This window comes from Pseudoalteromonas sp. A41-2, from assembly GCF_015767615.1.
In the GTDB taxonomy this organism is placed as follows: Bacteria; Pseudomonadota; Gammaproteobacteria; order Enterobacterales; family Alteromonadaceae; genus Pseudoalteromonas; species Pseudoalteromonas lipolytica.
On sequence record NZ_CP065231.1, the window covers coordinates 1,158,154 to 1,173,481 of the forward strand.

Sequence of the window (15,328 nt, forward strand, 5' to 3'; positions counted from 1 at the left end):
TATCACTCATTGATTCGATACCAAGCTTAAAGGCGTTTTTTCGGGTTGTTGATTATTGTTTATTGGTGGTAATTGCCTGCCAAGCTGCAATAAACTCGGCATTAAAATAAGCGTAAATAGCGCGCTAATAGCCATGCCGCCTACAATGACGGTCGCAAGACCGCGATAAATCTCTGAGCCAACACCGGGCATTAACATCAGCGGTAACATGCCAAATAAACTCGTTAAGGTACTCAAATAAACGGGGCGTGCTCTAAGTAGCACTGCTTGGCGAACTGCAGCCTCTCGGTTAAGCCCTGCAGACATCGCAACACGCGTTTGGTCGACCAATAAAATCGCATTATTGACCACTAATCCCAGCAAAATGATAAAGCCAATCATGGTCAATAAATCGAGTGATTGGAAAGTGAATAAATTCAGCACAAACAAGGCCAGTACCCCGCCAGCTATCGCCAGCGGCATAACTAGCAGTACCAAGACACTGTCTTTTGCAGATTTAAATAATGCTGTCATTAGCAGGAATAAAATAAACAAAGCTAGTAAAAAGTTGAGAGTCATCTCTTGCATAGCTGAATTCATTTTTTGTGCGTTGCCAGCCAAAATCGCGCCAGCACTTTCGGGTAAACTGGCACGTACTTTTGGCATAACGTGTTCTGCTAAAATAGCTTGTGCTTGTTGCAAACTCATATCGGCAGGTGGTGTGACGACAATACTCACTGTGCGACGTCCGTTAACACGGCGTAATTGTGTAGGGCCAACAGTGCGCTTAATTTGGGCAAGCTCGCCCAGAGTTTGAATGCCCGAGAGCGGTGTAACAATGGGCAAGGCTTTTAGTTCTTCAGGGGTTTGCCATGGAGTGCCTCGCAAAATTACATTCATACGCTCGTTGCCGTCAAAGTATTCGTTAACAAATAAGCCGCCTGTATAAGCCTGTACCGCTTGTGAAACGTCACGGCGAGTTAGCCCTGCTTGAGTAATACGGCGGTCGTTAGGTGTAAGCCTGAGCTCTGGTTCGGCCATATCTAAACGCGGTTGTGGTCTTGCTGTGGCATTTGGCATTGCTTCTGTGACTGCTTGCAAGGCGACATTAGCACCTGAAATCAGGTCATCCATGTTCGGACCGGTTAGATCAATATTGATATCTCGGCCATCTCCCCCATTCGCGACTTGGATCATAGAACCTCGAAAGAAGAATACCTGCGTGTCGGGTAAGTCGATGAAAATTTCTTCTCGAGCAACTTTCATCAATTCTTCAACGCGTTGTGGATCAGCCGAATAAATAAATCCGCCAGCGTTGGAACCAAATGCATAAAAGTTAAAGTCTTTTATTCCTGGCTCTTTCTCACCAGTGTAGTAAGGCATTAAGCGTTTTTTGATACGCATTAATAACTCTTCTTCCATAAATTGCACATTGCCACCCGGTGGGGTATTCAAGTTAAAGAAAAAGCCATCAGTTGGCGCTCTGGGCATAAAGTCAGTTTTTGGCAGCATAGTCATGGTGGCAATTAATGAGCCGCCTAATAACGAGGCAATCCAGAGCAGTTGCTTAGTGCGGGTGTTAGTGAGTGCCATGATGAAGTTAGTTAGTTTTTGCCAATAAGCACGATAAGGATCGGGTTTTAGTTCAGTGTCAGGCCAAACATGGTTCGCTAATGGAATGAGTGTAATGGCACAGACCATTGAGGCAATGACCGCAATAGAGAGGGTGAGTGCAAGGTCTGAAAACAGCTGACCTTCAATGCCTGCCATAAAGAGAATAGGGAGAAAAATAGCAACGCTGGTGGTGGTTGACGCAAATAAGGCACCGGTGACTTGCGCTGCTCCTTTTAATGCCGCTTTTTTAGTATCAAAGCCTTCGCTTCTGAGTCGGGCTATATTTTCTTGGACTATGATAGCAGCATCTAAAACTAAGCCGACAGCAAAGGCTAGGCCGGCAAGGGAAATAACATTTAAGCTGCGTTCAAAAATATTAAGGGCTAAAAACGCCACCATCAACGACACCGGGATTGTAGCGGCAATCACAAACGTGGCTTTTAACCCGCGGAAAAACAACCATAAGATCAAGCATGATAAAAGTACACCTAATCCTAAGTTACTTTTCACTAATGATAAGGCGTTACGAATATGCACTGAGGCATCAAAGCTTAACTCAATCGATAAGCCATTTTCAGCAAGAGGGCCTTCGTTTAGCTCTTTAATCGCTAAATTTATGTCATCAAGAAGTGCGACAGTATTGGCTTCGTTGGCACGCGAAATTCGAATGTAATACGCCGGTTTACCATTTCGGCCACTCATGCCTAAACGGTCAGAAAAAGTGCGTTCTACGCGTGCAATATCGCCAAGGTAAATTGGTCTGTCGCCAGAATAACCAACGCGCATTTGTGCCATGCTCGACAAATCATACTGACCCGTAAAGCGCACGGTATATTGACGGCGTCCGACATTAGCAAGGCCACCTGAGGTATCGCGTGAACTGGCTAATACGTTACTGATTTGGTCAAGGCTTACGCCAAGGGCAGCGGCTTTGTGAGGATCAAAGGTGATGCGTAACTCTTTTGGTCGTTCACTGGCTAAATCAACGCGGGCAACACCGGGAATACGGGCTAAACGTGGCTCAACAAATTCGTCGATTTGTTTTTGAAACTGTGCCATATCAAGATCTAAGCTATCGGCGTTGTAGTGCGTCGGAGTCACTAACAAAGTGGCAGCGGCTTCGCCATTATTGCCGCCTGCAAATACCACAGGGTCGAATGCATCTAAGGGGAGTGGCGGTGCTTGGTTTAGACTTGTGAGTACATCGAGCATGGCTTGCTGCATATTTTGCCCGACTGCAAAAGTAAGGGTGATAGAGCCATTACCTCGGTTGATATTGGTATTTACCTCTAAAGCGCCAGGTGTGTTTTTTACTGCGTTTTCGAGCGGCTCAATAATCACGGATTCTATTTCTTCTGGTGCGGCTTGGCGCCAACCTGAAAAAATAGTGATTTGCGGTTGTTCAATATCGGGTGTAAGTTGAATTGGCAGCTTGAAAATACTCAACATGCCAAACAACATAATCAGTACTAAGATGACAATAACACTCGCTGGGTTCTTCAGTGAACTGCGCGTCAAATTCATTGTGTGTGTTCCAAAATCAATTTGTGTGCATTGTAATGCGACGTAAAAAAAGTGCCAGTAAGTTTAATGGAATGTATGTCAAAGTAGACGCTGGGTTGCTGTAAATACGCGATAAAGTGTGTTTTTGAAATAAGATGTAACAATTTAATAAAGTTGATGAAAATTAACAGGTATAAAAAAAGCGCTATTCCTCATTAAGGAAAGCGCTTTTTAGTCATAACAGACTGTGTAAAATCACTGATTACTCATCAATCGAGCGAAGTAGTGCATTAATGCCTACTTTTTCGCGCGTTTGTTGATCTACTTTTTTTACGATGATGGCAGCGTATAGGCTGTGCGAACCATCTTTAGAAGGCAGTGAACCCGGAACAACAACGGCACCCGCTGGTACACGGCCGTAGTGAACCTCGCCGGTTTCACGGTCATAAATGCGCGTACTTTGGCTGATGTATACACCCATTGAAATAACGGCGCCTTCTTCAACAACAACGCCTTCAACAATTTCAGAGCGTGCGCCAATAAAGCAGTTATCTTCGATAATGGTTGGGTTTGCTTGAAGTGGCTCAAGTACACCACCAATGCCTACGCCCCCTGATAAATGAACGTTTTTACCAATTTGTGCGCACGAGCCAACGGTTGCCCAAGTATCGACCATGGTGCCCTCGTCAACGTAAGCACCAATGTTGACGTAAGAAGGCATAAGCACCACGTTTTTACCAACAAAGCTGCCTTTGCGCGCCACAGCGTTAGGGACTACGCGCATGCCGCCTTGTTGGAATTGCTCTGGCGTATAGTCGCTAAATTTTAGTGGTACTTTATCGTAGAATTGATTAACACCATCGTTCATTGGTTGGTTATCACGAATACGGAATGACAGCAGTACTGCTTTTTTCAACCATTGATGAACAACCCACTCACCACTGATTTTTTCAGCAACACGAGCCGCGCCGCTATCAAGCAGTTCAAGCGCATCAATAATGGCCTGTTTTACTTCGCTTGATACTGTGCTTGGGCTGATACTATCGCGGTTTTCCCAGGCGTTTTCGATCATGGTTTTTAAATCTGACATAAGATCCTCTTATTCGGTTTCTGCGTTGAGTTTTTTACGCAATGCTTGATGAATTTTTGCTTGTTCTTCGTCTGTTAATGCTTGGTATTCATTATTCGATACCACGAAGAAATCTTCTGCGCGTTCGCCCACTGTGGTGATCCGTGCAGCATGAATATGCAGTAAATGTGCTTGGAATACTTCGGCTATTTTGGTGAGTAAGCCCGGAATATCCACTGCTTGAATTTCAATTAGACTGCGGTCTTTTCGTGCATGCGGTCTAAGCACAATTTTTGGTTTAATATTAAAGTCTTTAAAGCGCTGCGAACGATTCTTTTTAAAGCGAATTTTCTTTTTAGGATCATTAATAGCGAGATCCAATGCACGCTTAATCGACTGTGCACGACCACTGGCAATAGGGTCGCCATTCACTTCTAAAATAACAAAGCTAAACAGCACATAACCGTCTTTGGTCGTTAACACTTGCGCATGTTGGATCTGTGCTTTTTTAGAGCCTATAACACTCACAAGGCGTGCAAATAAGCCACCAGAATAGGGGCTGTAAGCAAATACCTGCGTGCCACCATGCATTGCTGTGTCAGACACCATGACACTGGGTTGGCTTAAGTCTGCACTGTTTAACAGGTGCTCTGTGTGCCATGAAATCTGCTGCTCGCTAAAAGCGGTAAAATAATTAGCTTTAAAGCGACTCCAAATTAAATCAATCTGATCCTCGTTACAGCCAAGATTAAGCAAGCGCTGTTTTGCTTGGCGCTTTTTGTCTCGAATTTGATCTCGTTGGTCCATTGGATTTTCAAGTCCCAAGCGCAGTGCGCGCTGGGTGTGTAAATACAGCTCTCGCAGTAGGGTGTTTTTCCAATCATTCCACAAGTTATCATTTGTAGCACGGATATCAGCCAGTGTTAAACAATATAAATAATCGAGCTGGCGTTCATTTTTCACCTTGCTGGCAAAATCTTTAATTACATCAGGGTCGTTAATGTCTTTGCGTTGCGCGGTGACCGACATAAGTAAGTGATTGCCAACCAACCACGCAATAAGTTTACCATCTGATGCAGGAAAACGGTGCAGTTTGGCAAACGCTAAGGCATCGACCGAGCCAAGCTCTGAGTGATCGCCACCACGTCCTTTGGCAATATCGTGAAAAATACCGGCTAAATATAACAGTTCAGGTTTATCCATGCGGGTGACGATTTCACTGCACAGAGGAAATTCACTGACTCGAGACTTATCAAAATATTTGTAAATATTATTAATAAGCTTGTGCGTGTGCTCATCCACAGTGTAGGCGTGGAATAAGTCAAATTGCATTTGTCCGAATATATTTCGCCACTGCGGTAAGTAAGCCGCAATAATGCCGTGTTTGTGCATGAGCGTGAATGCTCGGCCCATGCCATTAGGGTGTTTAATTAACCGTAAGAATGCTTCACGACACGCCGCGTAATCTTGTAAATCACCTAATAAACGGCGACGTACTTGGCGCATTGTACGAATCGTGCTTGGGTAAATATGCGTAATTTCGGGGTTGTCGGCAATGTGCTCAAACAACACAAAGAGTTGGTCGCGACGGAAAAATACAGAAGGGTTTTTAACCCGAATCTGATGACCAATACGCTCAAAGTTCCGGTCAAGCTCTACAACGGGTAACTCGCCTGCACCTGGCAAAATGCTTTGCTCAAAGTAAGACAGCAACATTTGGTTAAGCTCTCGTACACGGCTCATAATGCGAAATAAACGTTTCATCATGCGCTCGACCGACGCTTTACCGTCGCTACCAAAACCTAAAATTTCGGCAGCATGAGGCTGGTGATCAAACAATAAACGGTTTTCAGAACGTCCCGCAGCGATGTGCAAGGCAAAGCGGATATTCCACAGGTTTTCTAAACACTCTGAGAGTTCTTGGTATTCTTCATGAGTGAGGTAACCATGATTAATGAGTTCTTGTAATGTTTCAGCCCTAAAGTGCTTTTTTGCGACCCAAATAATGGTTTGTAAATCGCGCAAGCCACCTGGGTTTTCTTTAATGTTAGGCTCAAGATTATAGGCGGTTCCATGGCATTTTTTATGGCGTAATTGTTGTTCTTGTACTTTTGCCAAAAAGAATTCATCAGAGCGCCAAATTGGCGTGTCGATTAAGTGCATTTTGAGTTTTTCAAACTCAATGTGATTGCCAAATATTAAACGGCTTTCGAGTAAGCTGGTGGCAAAAGTAACGTCTTCACGTTTTTGCTCCAGTGCTTGTTCAATAGTGCGAACACTGTGACCAATTTCGAGATTGAGGTCCCATAGCATCGTCACGAACTGGCCAATTTTTTCGCATACAGCGTCACTTGGTTGTTCACTAACCAGCAGCATAAAGTCAATATCGGAGTAGGGGTGTAGCTCGCCACGCCCATAACCACCGACAGCAATAAGTGCTAAATCACTTTCGTGGGCAAGGTCAAAGTCGTGAAACAGTTTAATCAATAAGCGGTCAATAAACTCAGCGCGGGCATTGATTAAGTTGCTGACGGGTTGTTTAGAAAATTCGTTCTGTAGCCACTTATAAAAATAACCAGAACAGTCGCGATAATCGCTAAGTTGCTCAGCTTGGCTGAGCAACTTTTTTACTTTGTTGGGTAATGCCACAGGGGCTGGCTCCTAGTGTTCGATGATCCTGTCGATAGTATCATCTGATCGGAGCGTTAAAATTTCAACACCATTTTCAGTCACTAACAGTGTGTGTTCCCACTGAGCAGACAATGAACGGTCTTTTGTAACGACAGTCCAGTTATCTTTTAATAACTTACATTGGCGTTTTCCTGCGTTCACCATTGGCTCAATTGTTAAACACATTCCTGCTTTTAACACCTCGCCTGTACCTGGTTTACCGTAGTGCATTACTTGAGGTTCTTCGTGGAACTCAGCGCCGATACCATGACCACAATATTCACGTACAATCGAATAATTAAAGCTTTCTGCGTACTTTTGAATCGCGGCACCAATGTCACCTAAGCGAACACCTGGTTTTACCATTTTTATGGCAAGGTAAAGGCTTTCTTGGGTTATATCAGCAAGGCGTTTGCCTTGAATGTTGGGTGTGCCTACATGGAACATCTTTGAGGTATCACCATGAAAGCCATCTTTAATTACGGTTACATCGATATTAACGCTGTCACCTTCTTTGAGAGGTTTGTCGTTAGGAATACCGTGACAAATAACATGATTCACTGAGGTGCAGATTGATTTAGGGAAACCGTGATAGTTTAGCGGCGCTGGAATCGCGTCTTGCACATTAACGATGTAATCGTGGCAAATTGTATTTAGCTCATCCGTGGTTACACCAGGCACCACATGCGGTTCTATCATTTCGAGTACCTCAGCGGCTAAGCGCCCGGCAACACGCATTTTTTCGATTTCTTCAGGGGTCTTGATCACAGCACTCATTGAGGCTCCAAAGTTGTTTTTCAGGTCATTTTTCAGTGCACAATTTTTGCACTGAATGTTGAGTTTTCAATTTTAATATGGTATAAAGCGCGCCGTCTTTTTACAAATAAATTCTTTACTGATTTTTTGTATTTAAGACAAACACAATTTTATTTTAACACACACACGTATCGTCACATACACTTGGGTGCACATAAGTTACAAATTAACTTAGGTGTTGGTGCTATGGGATATGTGGAGGCCTAACCCTAAACTATTAGAGGAATTTACAAATGGCAAACGTTTCAATGCGCGATATGCTTCAAGCTGGTGTTCACTTTGGTCACCAAGCACGTTACTGGAATCCTAAGATGAAGCCTTTCATCTTCGGCGCTCGTAACCGTGTACATATCATCAACCTAGAGCAAACTGTACCAATGTTCAACGAAGCACTTAAGTTCTTATCGAACGCAGCTTCTAACAAAGGTAAAGTACTTTTTGTTGGTACTAAGCGCGCAGCAAGCGAAGCAGTTAAAGAAGCAGCTCTTCAAAGCGATCAGTTCTACGTAAACCACCGTTGGTTAGGTGGTATGTTGACTAACTGGAAAACAGTTCGCCAATCAATCAAGCGTCTTAAAGACCTTGAAGCACAAAGCCAAGACGGTACTTTCGAGAAATTAACTAAGAAAGAAGCGTTAATGCTTACTCGTGAAATGGAAAAGCTTGAAAAGAGCCTTGGTGGTATCAAAGATATGGGCGGTCTTCCTGACGCACTTTTCGTTATCGATGCAGACCACGAGCACATCGCTATCCGTGAAGCTAACAACCTAGGTATTCCAGTTGTTGCTATCGTTGATACTAACTCTAACCCAGACGGTGTTGATTACATCGTACCTGGTAACGACGATGCGATCCGTGCTATCAACCTTTACACAAGTGCTGTTGCAGCTGCGATCACTGAAGGTCGTGAGAACAACATCGTTGCTCAAGCTGAGAAAGACGACTTCGTAGAAGCTGAATAATTAGCTGTCATCAAGTCTTCATCTTACTTAAGGTGAAGACTTGTTATTCTTGTAAAGCGGCCTATACCGCTTCCCTAATAACAGAATTCAATTGAGGATATTCTAATGGCTGTAACTGCTGCCCTAGTTAAAGAATTACGCGAGCGTACTGGCGCTGGCATGATGGATTGTAAAAAAGCGTTAACTGAAACTAACGGTGACATTGAGTTAGCGATCGAAAACATGCGTAAGAGCGGTGCTGCAAAGGCTGCTAAAAAAGCGGGTAACATCGCTGCTGAAGGTACAATCCTTATCAAAGAAGGCAACGGTTTCGCTGCACTTCTTGAAGTTAACTGTCAAACTGACTTCGTTGCTAAAGACTCAAACTTCCTTGGTTTTGCTAACGAAGTTTTAGATGCTGCTGTTGAATCAAAAGCAGACATCGATGCACTTAAAGCACAGTTCGAAGAAACACGTGTTGCACTTGTTGCTAAAATCGGTGAAAACATCAACGTTCGTCGCGTTGAGTACATCGACGGTGAAAAACTATCTGCATACCGCCACGGCGACCGTATCGGTGTTGTTGTAGTAGGTGATGCTGACGAAGAAACACTTAAGCACGTTGCAATGCACGTTGCTGCGTCTAAGCCTGAGTTCGTAAACCCAGAAGACGTTCCAGCTGACGTTGTTGAAAAAGAAAAAGCAGTTCAAATCGACATCGCGATGAACGAAGGCAAGCCTGCTGAAATCGCTGAGAAAATGGTTGTTGGTCGTATGAAGAAATTCACTGGTGAGATCTCTCTTACTGGTCAAGCTTTCATCATGGAACCTAAGAAAACTGTTGGTGAAATTCTTAAAGAGAAAGGCGCAACTGTTACTAACTTCATCCGTTTAGAAGTTGGTGAAGGTATCGAGCGTAAAGAAGAAGATTTCGCTGCTGAAGTTGCTGCACAAATCGCTGCTGCAAAAGGCGAGTAATTTTCAACGTAAGTGACGCAACGATAATTAGATGAAATTAATCTGCTATTAGCTTTTGCGTCACTGACGAAAATTCTTTAAAATAACCGCGTTTTATGTGTAACCATAAGCGCGGTTATTTTTTATCTCATTATTAAGGCTGGCCCAAATACTATGACTATCAATCGTAAACCTATTTTTAGACGTGTTCTTCTTAAACTTAGCGGTGAAGCATTAATGGGAGACGAAGGCTTCGGCATCGACCCGAAAGTACTTGACCGTATGGCGCAAGAAATTAAAGAACTTGTAGAGCTCGACGTAGAAGTAGGTTTAGTTATCGGTGGCGGTAACTTCTTGCGTGGTGGTTCATTAGCCGAAGCGGGTATGAACCGCGTTGTAGGTGACCACATGGGTATGTTAGCGACTGTAATGAATGGTTTAGCGATGCGTGATGCGCTTCACCGTGCATTTGTTAATTGTCGTCTAATGTCTGCTATTCCACTTAATGGTGTGTGTGATGCATACAACTGGGCTGAAGCGATTAGCTTATTAAAATCTGGCCGTGTTGTTATTTTTGCTGCGGGCACAGGTAATCCATTCTTTACAACAGATTCTGCTGCGTGTTTACGTGGTATTGAAATTGAAGCTGACACCGTGATCAAAGCAACGAAAGTAGATGGTGTTTATTCTGATGACCCAGTTAAAAACCCAGAAGCTACACTATATCGCCACTTAAGCTACAATGAGATCATCGAAAAAGAGTTAAAGGTGATGGATTTGGCGGCATTCACACTTGCACGTGACCACAAAATGCCTTTAAGCGTTTTTAATATGAATAAATCAGGCGCGCTTAAGCGTGTTATTATGGGCGAAGATGAAGGAACGCTTATCTCTTCACAAGCCTCAGATGAAATTGTTAAATAGATTAGGATTGAACCGTGATTAACGATATCAAAAAAGATGCGTCAGAGCGCATGCAAAAAAGTGTTGCGGCACTAGGCAGTCAATTATCTAAAATTCGTACAGGTCGTGCTCACCCAGCATTACTAGACGGCATTCAAGTGTCTTACTACGGTGCAGACACGCCATTAAACCAAGTTGCAAATGTGACGATTGAAGATTCTCGTACTCTTGCAATTAGTGTGTTTGATAAGTCGCTTGCACAAGCGGTAGAAAAAGCAATTATGGCATCTGACCTAGGTTTAAACCCTATGTCAGCAGGTACTGTAATCCGTGTACCACTTCCTCCACTCACAGAAGAGCGTCGTAAAGACCTTATCAAAATTGTACGTGGTGAAGTTGAAGGTGGCCGTGTTGCCATTCGTAATATTCGTCGTGATGCCAATGGTGATATTAAGAGCTTATTGAAAGATAAAGATATTTCTGAAGATGAAGCACGCCAAGCTGAAGATGAAATTCAAAAGCTAACGGACAAATTCATCAAAGAGATGGATACACAGCTGGCTGCGAAAGAAGCAGAGTTGATGGAAATCTAAGCAACTAAATTTATTAGTTTTGAAACGCCGTCTGGGGTATACTAGACGGCGTTTTTTTATGGAATACTCGATATTTATGGTTCTTAACGCTGATAAAATTTCCCAGCAAAGTTTGCCTAAGCATGTCGCTATAATCATGGATGGCAACGGTCGTTGGGCGCAAGCGAAAAATCGCCCACGTGTATATGGGCATAAAAAGGGCGTTGATGCGGTTCGTCAATCAGTGCAATTTTGTACTCGCTTAGGTATACAGTCGTTAACACTATTCGCATTTAGTAGTGAAAATTGGCGACGTCCAGAAGACGAAGTAAATACACTCATGGAACTGTTTTTATTCGTACTGGGCAAAGAAGTTAAAAAACTTCATAAGAATAATGTAAAGCTCACTATTATTGGTGATTTATCGCGCTTTTCAGAAAGTTTGCGAAACAAAGTTGATGCAGCCCATGAATTAACTCGTAATAATACGGGTCTACAGTTAAATGTTGCAGCTAACTATGGCGGTCGTTGGGATATAACCAACGCAGCAACCGCACTTGCAAAAAAAGTCGCTGCGGGTGAATTAGCAGCTGAAGAGATTACAGAAGACCTCATGAATGAACACATGAGTATGGCAGGTCAAGGTGAGCTTGATTTAATGATCCGCACTGGTGGTGATTTACGCATTAGTAATTTTCTTTTATGGCAAGCTGCCTATGCTGAGCTTTACTTTACCGATACGCTTTGGCCAGACTTCAATGAAGCTGCTTTTGCTGATGCTGTCGCATGTTACGTTGCCAGAGAGCGACGATTTGGTTGTACCGGCGAACAAATAAAACAATTACTCGCCGAGACCTAATTACTAGTTGAAGGTACACACATTGCTTAAACAACGAATTTTAACCTCGCTGGTGCTGGCACCGCTTGCACTTGTACTGGTTTTTTATACCCCACTAACATTATTTAGTTATATCGCCGCTGGTATTGTTTTACTTGGTGCGTGGGAATGGTCAGCTTTTATGGGCCTGTGCGATAAAATTAAACGTTTTTCATTTGTGGCAGCCACGGCGGTCATTCTTGCTCTTTTCAATTGGCATTGGCCTATTGAAGCGTTGTGGCAAAATGGTCAGCTTGTTGGTGACGCGAACTATTTGTTTACCCTTTCATTTGCATGGTGGATTGTTGCGACGTACTTAGTATGGCGCTATCCAGCCATGGCAAAAGCATGGAATGAAGGCATTCTCATGCGCGCGATTGCAGGATTCCTCACTTTAGTGCCGTTGTGGCTTGCGCTCAATACCTTAAGAAGTGCAGGGTATACCGAGTCGACGCATTTTGGTTCAGTGCTTATTTTAGTCGTGCTAGGTATTGTATGGAGCGCAGACATCGGCGCTTATTTCACCGGAAAAAACCTAGGTAAACGCAAGCTCATGCCGAAAGTCAGCCCAAATAAGACGATTGAAGGTCTATTGGGGGGCATTGTTGCCGCGGTTATTTTTGTTTTGGCGTTTTGTCACTTTACCAATGTAGACATGGCAGTATGGCCAATCTACGCCGTAATGACCGCGTTTATCGCCTTGTTTTCAGCAGTCGGTGATTTATTAGAAAGTATGTTTAAACGTGAAGTCGGCTTAAAAGACAGTGGCTCATGCCTACCCGGTCATGGCGGCATTTTGGACCGTATTGACAGTTTAACAGCTGCGGCGCCTATTTTTGTGCTTTGTTATGCATGGACGTTAAGTTTATGAGCAAAATAGAACAGCTTGTCGTACTTGGCGCAACTGGCTCAATCGGTTTAAGCACCTTAGACGTTGTTTCTAGAAATACAGATCGTTTTGCTGTTTTTGCATTAACCGCCGGGCAAAATGCAGAAAAAATGGCAGAGTTGTGTATTACGCATCAGCCTAAATTTGCAGTGATGGCGGATGAGAACGCTGCAAATAAATTAAAATCGTTGTTAGCTAATACCGCTTGTACAACAGCTGTGCTCGCGGGTGTCACTGCTATGAGTGAGCTGTCGGCGCATGTTGATGTTGATACAGTTATGTCGGCCATTGTCGGCGCGGCAGGTCTATTACCCACGTTAAGTGCGGTTGAAGCAGGTAAAAAAGTACTGCTTGCCAATAAAGAATCGTTAGTTATGTCGGGTCAGTTGTTTATTGATAAAGTAAAACAACACGGTGCAACCTTGTTGCCGATTGACAGCGAACATAATGCTATTTTTCAATGTATGCCAGCAAAACTGCAAGCCTCTGTGGGGTTACTGTCGGACAACGGCGTGAGTAAAATATTACTGACAGGTTCTGGTGGGCCATTTTTGACGCGTGACTTAAAGAGTTTGTCATCGGTGACTGTGGCAGAAGCTGTTGCGCACCCAAATTGGTCTATGGGACAAAAAATCTCAGTCGACTCAGCAACCATGATGAATAAAGGGCTTGAGTTTATCGAGGCTAAATGGCTGTTTAATTGCCATGCTAGCGATATTGAAGTGGTGATCCACCCACAAAGTATCATTCATTCTATGGTGCAATATCAAGATGGTTCGGTGCTTGCGCAAATGGGGAATCCTGATATGCGTACACCGATAGCGCATGCACTGGCGTTTCCTGAACGTGTTGATGCAGGGGTTAAGCCGCTTGATTTTTCTCAGATTGCTGATTTTACATTCACCAAACCTGATTATGCTCGTTACCCTAACCTTAAACTGGCGATTGATGCGTGTGAAATGGGACAGGGTGCAACAACAACAGTCAATGCTGCGAATGAGATTGCCGTTGCTGCATTTTTAAATGGGCAAATCGGTTTCACTGATATTTACCGTATAAACTCACAGACACTCAACGCGACTGAGGATGTGAACGTACACACGCTGGAAGAGATTTTAGCGTGTGATGAAGCTGCACGTATCAAAGCGAGTGAGTTTATAAAAAGGGGTCTGAACTAACATGTTTGATTTTTTCTGGAACCTTGGTTCGTTTATCTTGGCACTGGGTATTTTAGTGACTGTCCATGAATATGGGCATTTTTGGGTAGCCCGTAAAGCGGGTGTAAAAGTGCTACGTTTCTCAATAGGTTTCGGTAAACCACTGATTAAGTGGTACGACAAACACAAAACAGAATATGTTATTGCTGCTATTCCCCTTGGTGGCTACGTTAAAATGCTGGATGAGCGTGTCGATGAAGTACCTGCTGAAGAGCGTCATTTATCATTTAATGCTAAGTCAGTGAAAGCGCGAATTGCGATTGTAGCAGCAGGTCCTATGGCCAATTTTTTGTTCGCTATTTTTGCACTTGCTGTAATGTACATGGTCGGTGTGCAATCATTAAAGCCTGTGGTGGGGTCTGTAACCGAGGGCAGTCGTGCTGCAGCGGCTAAGATCGAACCTAATCAGCAAATTATCAAAATTGGTGAAGATGATATCAGCACTTGGCAAGATGCCACATTCTCATTAATGAGCCGTTTAGGTGAGCAAAGTGTGGTCGTCACATTACGTGATCAGAATTACCAAAAACATGTCCGCACTTTAAATCTAGATGGTTGGAAACTTGATCAGCAAGATGTCCCACCATTGACCTCAATCGGTATTGTGCCCTTTAGACCTGAAGCAACATTAACCGTTGCGCAAATCACTAAAGACTCAGCCGCTGAGCTGGCTGGTTTACAGGTTAATGACACAATTGTGGCTGTAAATGGCGAAAATATCAGCAGTTGGACCCAGTTAGTTTCAGTTATTCAGCAATCACCTAACAAATCCTTACAATTTAGTGTACAAAGGCAAGATAGTATAAGAAAGTTGACTGTGACACCTCAGAGCAAAACCAATGCAGATGGTGTAGCGCAGGGCTTTTTAGGTGTGGCTCCTGTAGTTGAAGCATGGCCAGAAAATTATATTGAAACTAGACATTATGGCCCTGTCGATAGTATTGTGCTGGGCATACAAGAAACATGGCGTTTAATCACCCTAAGTTTTGACATGATTGGTAATTTAATTACAGGTCAAGTCTCGGTTAAAAATTTAAGTGGCCCTGTAGGCATTGCAGTTGGAGCGGGAACTAGCGTAAGCTATGGCTTGGTTGCATTTTTAAGCTTTTTAGCTTTGATCAGTGTAAACCTTGGCGTATTTAACTTATTACCGTTGCCAGTGCTTGATGGTGGGCACTTAATGTATTACATAATTGAACTTTTTCGCAAAAAGCCGGTCTCTGAAAAGACGCAAGAATTTGGTTTTAAAGTGGGTGCCTTGCTACTCATATTTTTAACATGTTTCGCTTTGTTCAATGATGTATCGCGTTTATAACAAATA

At 43.4% G+C, this 15,328-nt stretch carries 12 protein-coding genes; 8 read left to right on the forward strand and 4 right to left on the reverse strand.

Annotation, left to right across the window (positions count from 1 at the left end; translation table 11 throughout):
• Positions 1-6 precede the first annotated feature (6 nt).
• The 4 genes from IT970_RS05395 to map all read right to left on the reverse strand — a co-directional run bounded on the left by IT970_RS05395 (position 7) and on the right by map (position 7,636).
• Positions 7-3,117, reverse strand: coding sequence for an efflux RND transporter permease subunit (locus IT970_RS05395; RefSeq protein WP_118844128.1), 3,111 nt, complete (start codon positions 3,115-3,117; stop codon positions 7-9).
• Between the two features lie 241 nt (positions 3,118-3,358).
• A complete protein-coding gene (dapD, locus tag IT970_RS05400) occupies positions 3,359-4,186 on the reverse strand; it encodes a 2,3,4,5-tetrahydropyridine-2,6-dicarboxylate N-succinyltransferase (protein WP_036969760.1) in 828 nt (275 codons plus the stop codon).
• Between the two features lie 9 nt (positions 4,187-4,195).
• Positions 4,196-6,814: a [protein-PII] uridylyltransferase gene (glnD, locus tag IT970_RS05405; protein WP_036969758.1), complete on the reverse strand. Its 2,619-nt coding sequence runs from the start codon at positions 6,812-6,814 to the stop codon at positions 4,196-4,198.
• Between the two features lie 12 nt (positions 6,815-6,826).
• Positions 6,827-7,636: a type I methionyl aminopeptidase gene (map, locus tag IT970_RS05410; RefSeq protein WP_227006846.1), complete on the reverse strand. Its 810-nt coding sequence runs from the start codon at positions 7,634-7,636 to the stop codon at positions 6,827-6,829.
• Between the two features lie 248 nt (positions 7,637-7,884).
• On the opposite strand from map, the gene rpsB reads away from it, so the two are divergent.
• The 8 genes from rpsB (at position 7,885) to rseP (ending at position 15,322) form a co-directional block, all read left to right on the forward strand.
• Entirely contained in the window at positions 7,885-8,613 is a 729-nt protein-coding gene (gene rpsB / locus IT970_RS05415; RefSeq protein WP_036969753.1) for a 30S ribosomal protein S2, read from the forward strand.
• Positions 8,614-8,718: 105 nt separating this feature from the next.
• On the forward strand, positions 8,719-9,570 hold the full coding sequence (tsf, locus tag IT970_RS05420) for a translation elongation factor Ts (RefSeq protein ID WP_036969749.1): 852 nt from the start codon (positions 8,719-8,721) through the stop codon (positions 9,568-9,570).
• Between the two features lie 153 nt (positions 9,571-9,723).
• Positions 9,724-10,473: a UMP kinase gene (gene pyrH, locus IT970_RS05425; RefSeq protein ID WP_036969747.1), complete on the forward strand. Its 750-nt coding sequence runs from the start codon at positions 9,724-9,726 to the stop codon at positions 10,471-10,473.
• Positions 10,474-10,487: 14 nt separating this feature from the next.
• Positions 10,488-11,045 (forward strand): ribosome recycling factor, encoded by a 558-nt coding sequence (gene frr, locus IT970_RS05430; protein WP_036969745.1) that lies wholly within the window; start codon positions 10,488-10,490, stop codon positions 11,043-11,045.
• A 58-nt stretch (positions 11,046-11,103) separates the two neighbouring features.
• A complete protein-coding gene (locus IT970_RS05435; protein ID WP_036969734.1) occupies positions 11,104-11,883 on the forward strand; it encodes an isoprenyl transferase in 780 nt (259 codons plus the stop codon).
• Positions 11,884-11,905: 22 nt separating this feature from the next.
• The gene (locus IT970_RS05440; RefSeq protein ID WP_036969733.1) at positions 11,906-12,772 is read left to right on the forward strand and encodes a phosphatidate cytidylyltransferase; all 867 of its coding nucleotides are present in this window, start codon (positions 11,906-11,908) and stop codon (positions 12,770-12,772) included.
• Complete coding sequence (gene ispC, locus IT970_RS05445; RefSeq protein ID WP_036969732.1) at positions 12,769-13,968, forward strand: 1-deoxy-D-xylulose-5-phosphate reductoisomerase; 1,200 nt, start codon at positions 12,769-12,771, stop codon at positions 13,966-13,968. Before IT970_RS05440 ends, ispC begins: the two co-directional genes overlap by 4 nt.
• A gap of 1 nt (position 13,969) precedes the next feature.
• Entirely contained in the window at positions 13,970-15,322 is a 1,353-nt protein-coding gene (gene rseP / locus IT970_RS05450; protein ID WP_196857661.1) for a sigma E protease regulator RseP, read from the forward strand.
• Positions 15,323-15,328 lie beyond the last annotated feature (6 nt).

Excerpts from the sequence above, each read along its gene's own strand:
- ispC (WP_036969732.1), top strand. The coding sequence starts at position 12,769 with ATGAGCAAAATAGAACAGCTTGTCGTACTTGGCGCAACTGGCTCAATC.
- tsf (WP_036969749.1), top strand. The coding sequence starts at position 8,719 with ATGGCTGTAACTGCTGCCCTAGTTAAAGAATTACGCGAGCGTACTGGC.
- rseP (WP_196857661.1), top strand. The coding sequence starts at position 13,970 with ATGTTTGATTTTTTCTGGAACCTTGGTTCGTTTATCTTGGCACTGGGT.
- IT970_RS05395 (WP_118844128.1), bottom strand. The coding sequence starts at position 3,117 with ATGAATTTGACGCGCAGTTCACTGAAGAACCCAGCGAGTGTTATTGTC.
- pyrH (WP_036969747.1), top strand. The coding sequence starts at position 9,724 with ATGACTATCAATCGTAAACCTATTTTTAGACGTGTTCTTCTTAAACTT.
- IT970_RS05435 (WP_036969734.1), top strand. The coding sequence starts at position 11,104 with ATGGAATACTCGATATTTATGGTTCTTAACGCTGATAAAATTTCCCAG.
- rpsB (WP_036969753.1), top strand. The coding sequence starts at position 7,885 with ATGGCAAACGTTTCAATGCGCGATATGCTTCAAGCTGGTGTTCACTTT.
- dapD (WP_036969760.1), bottom strand. The coding sequence starts at position 4,186 with ATGTCAGATTTAAAAACCATGATCGAAAACGCCTGGGAAAACCGCGAT.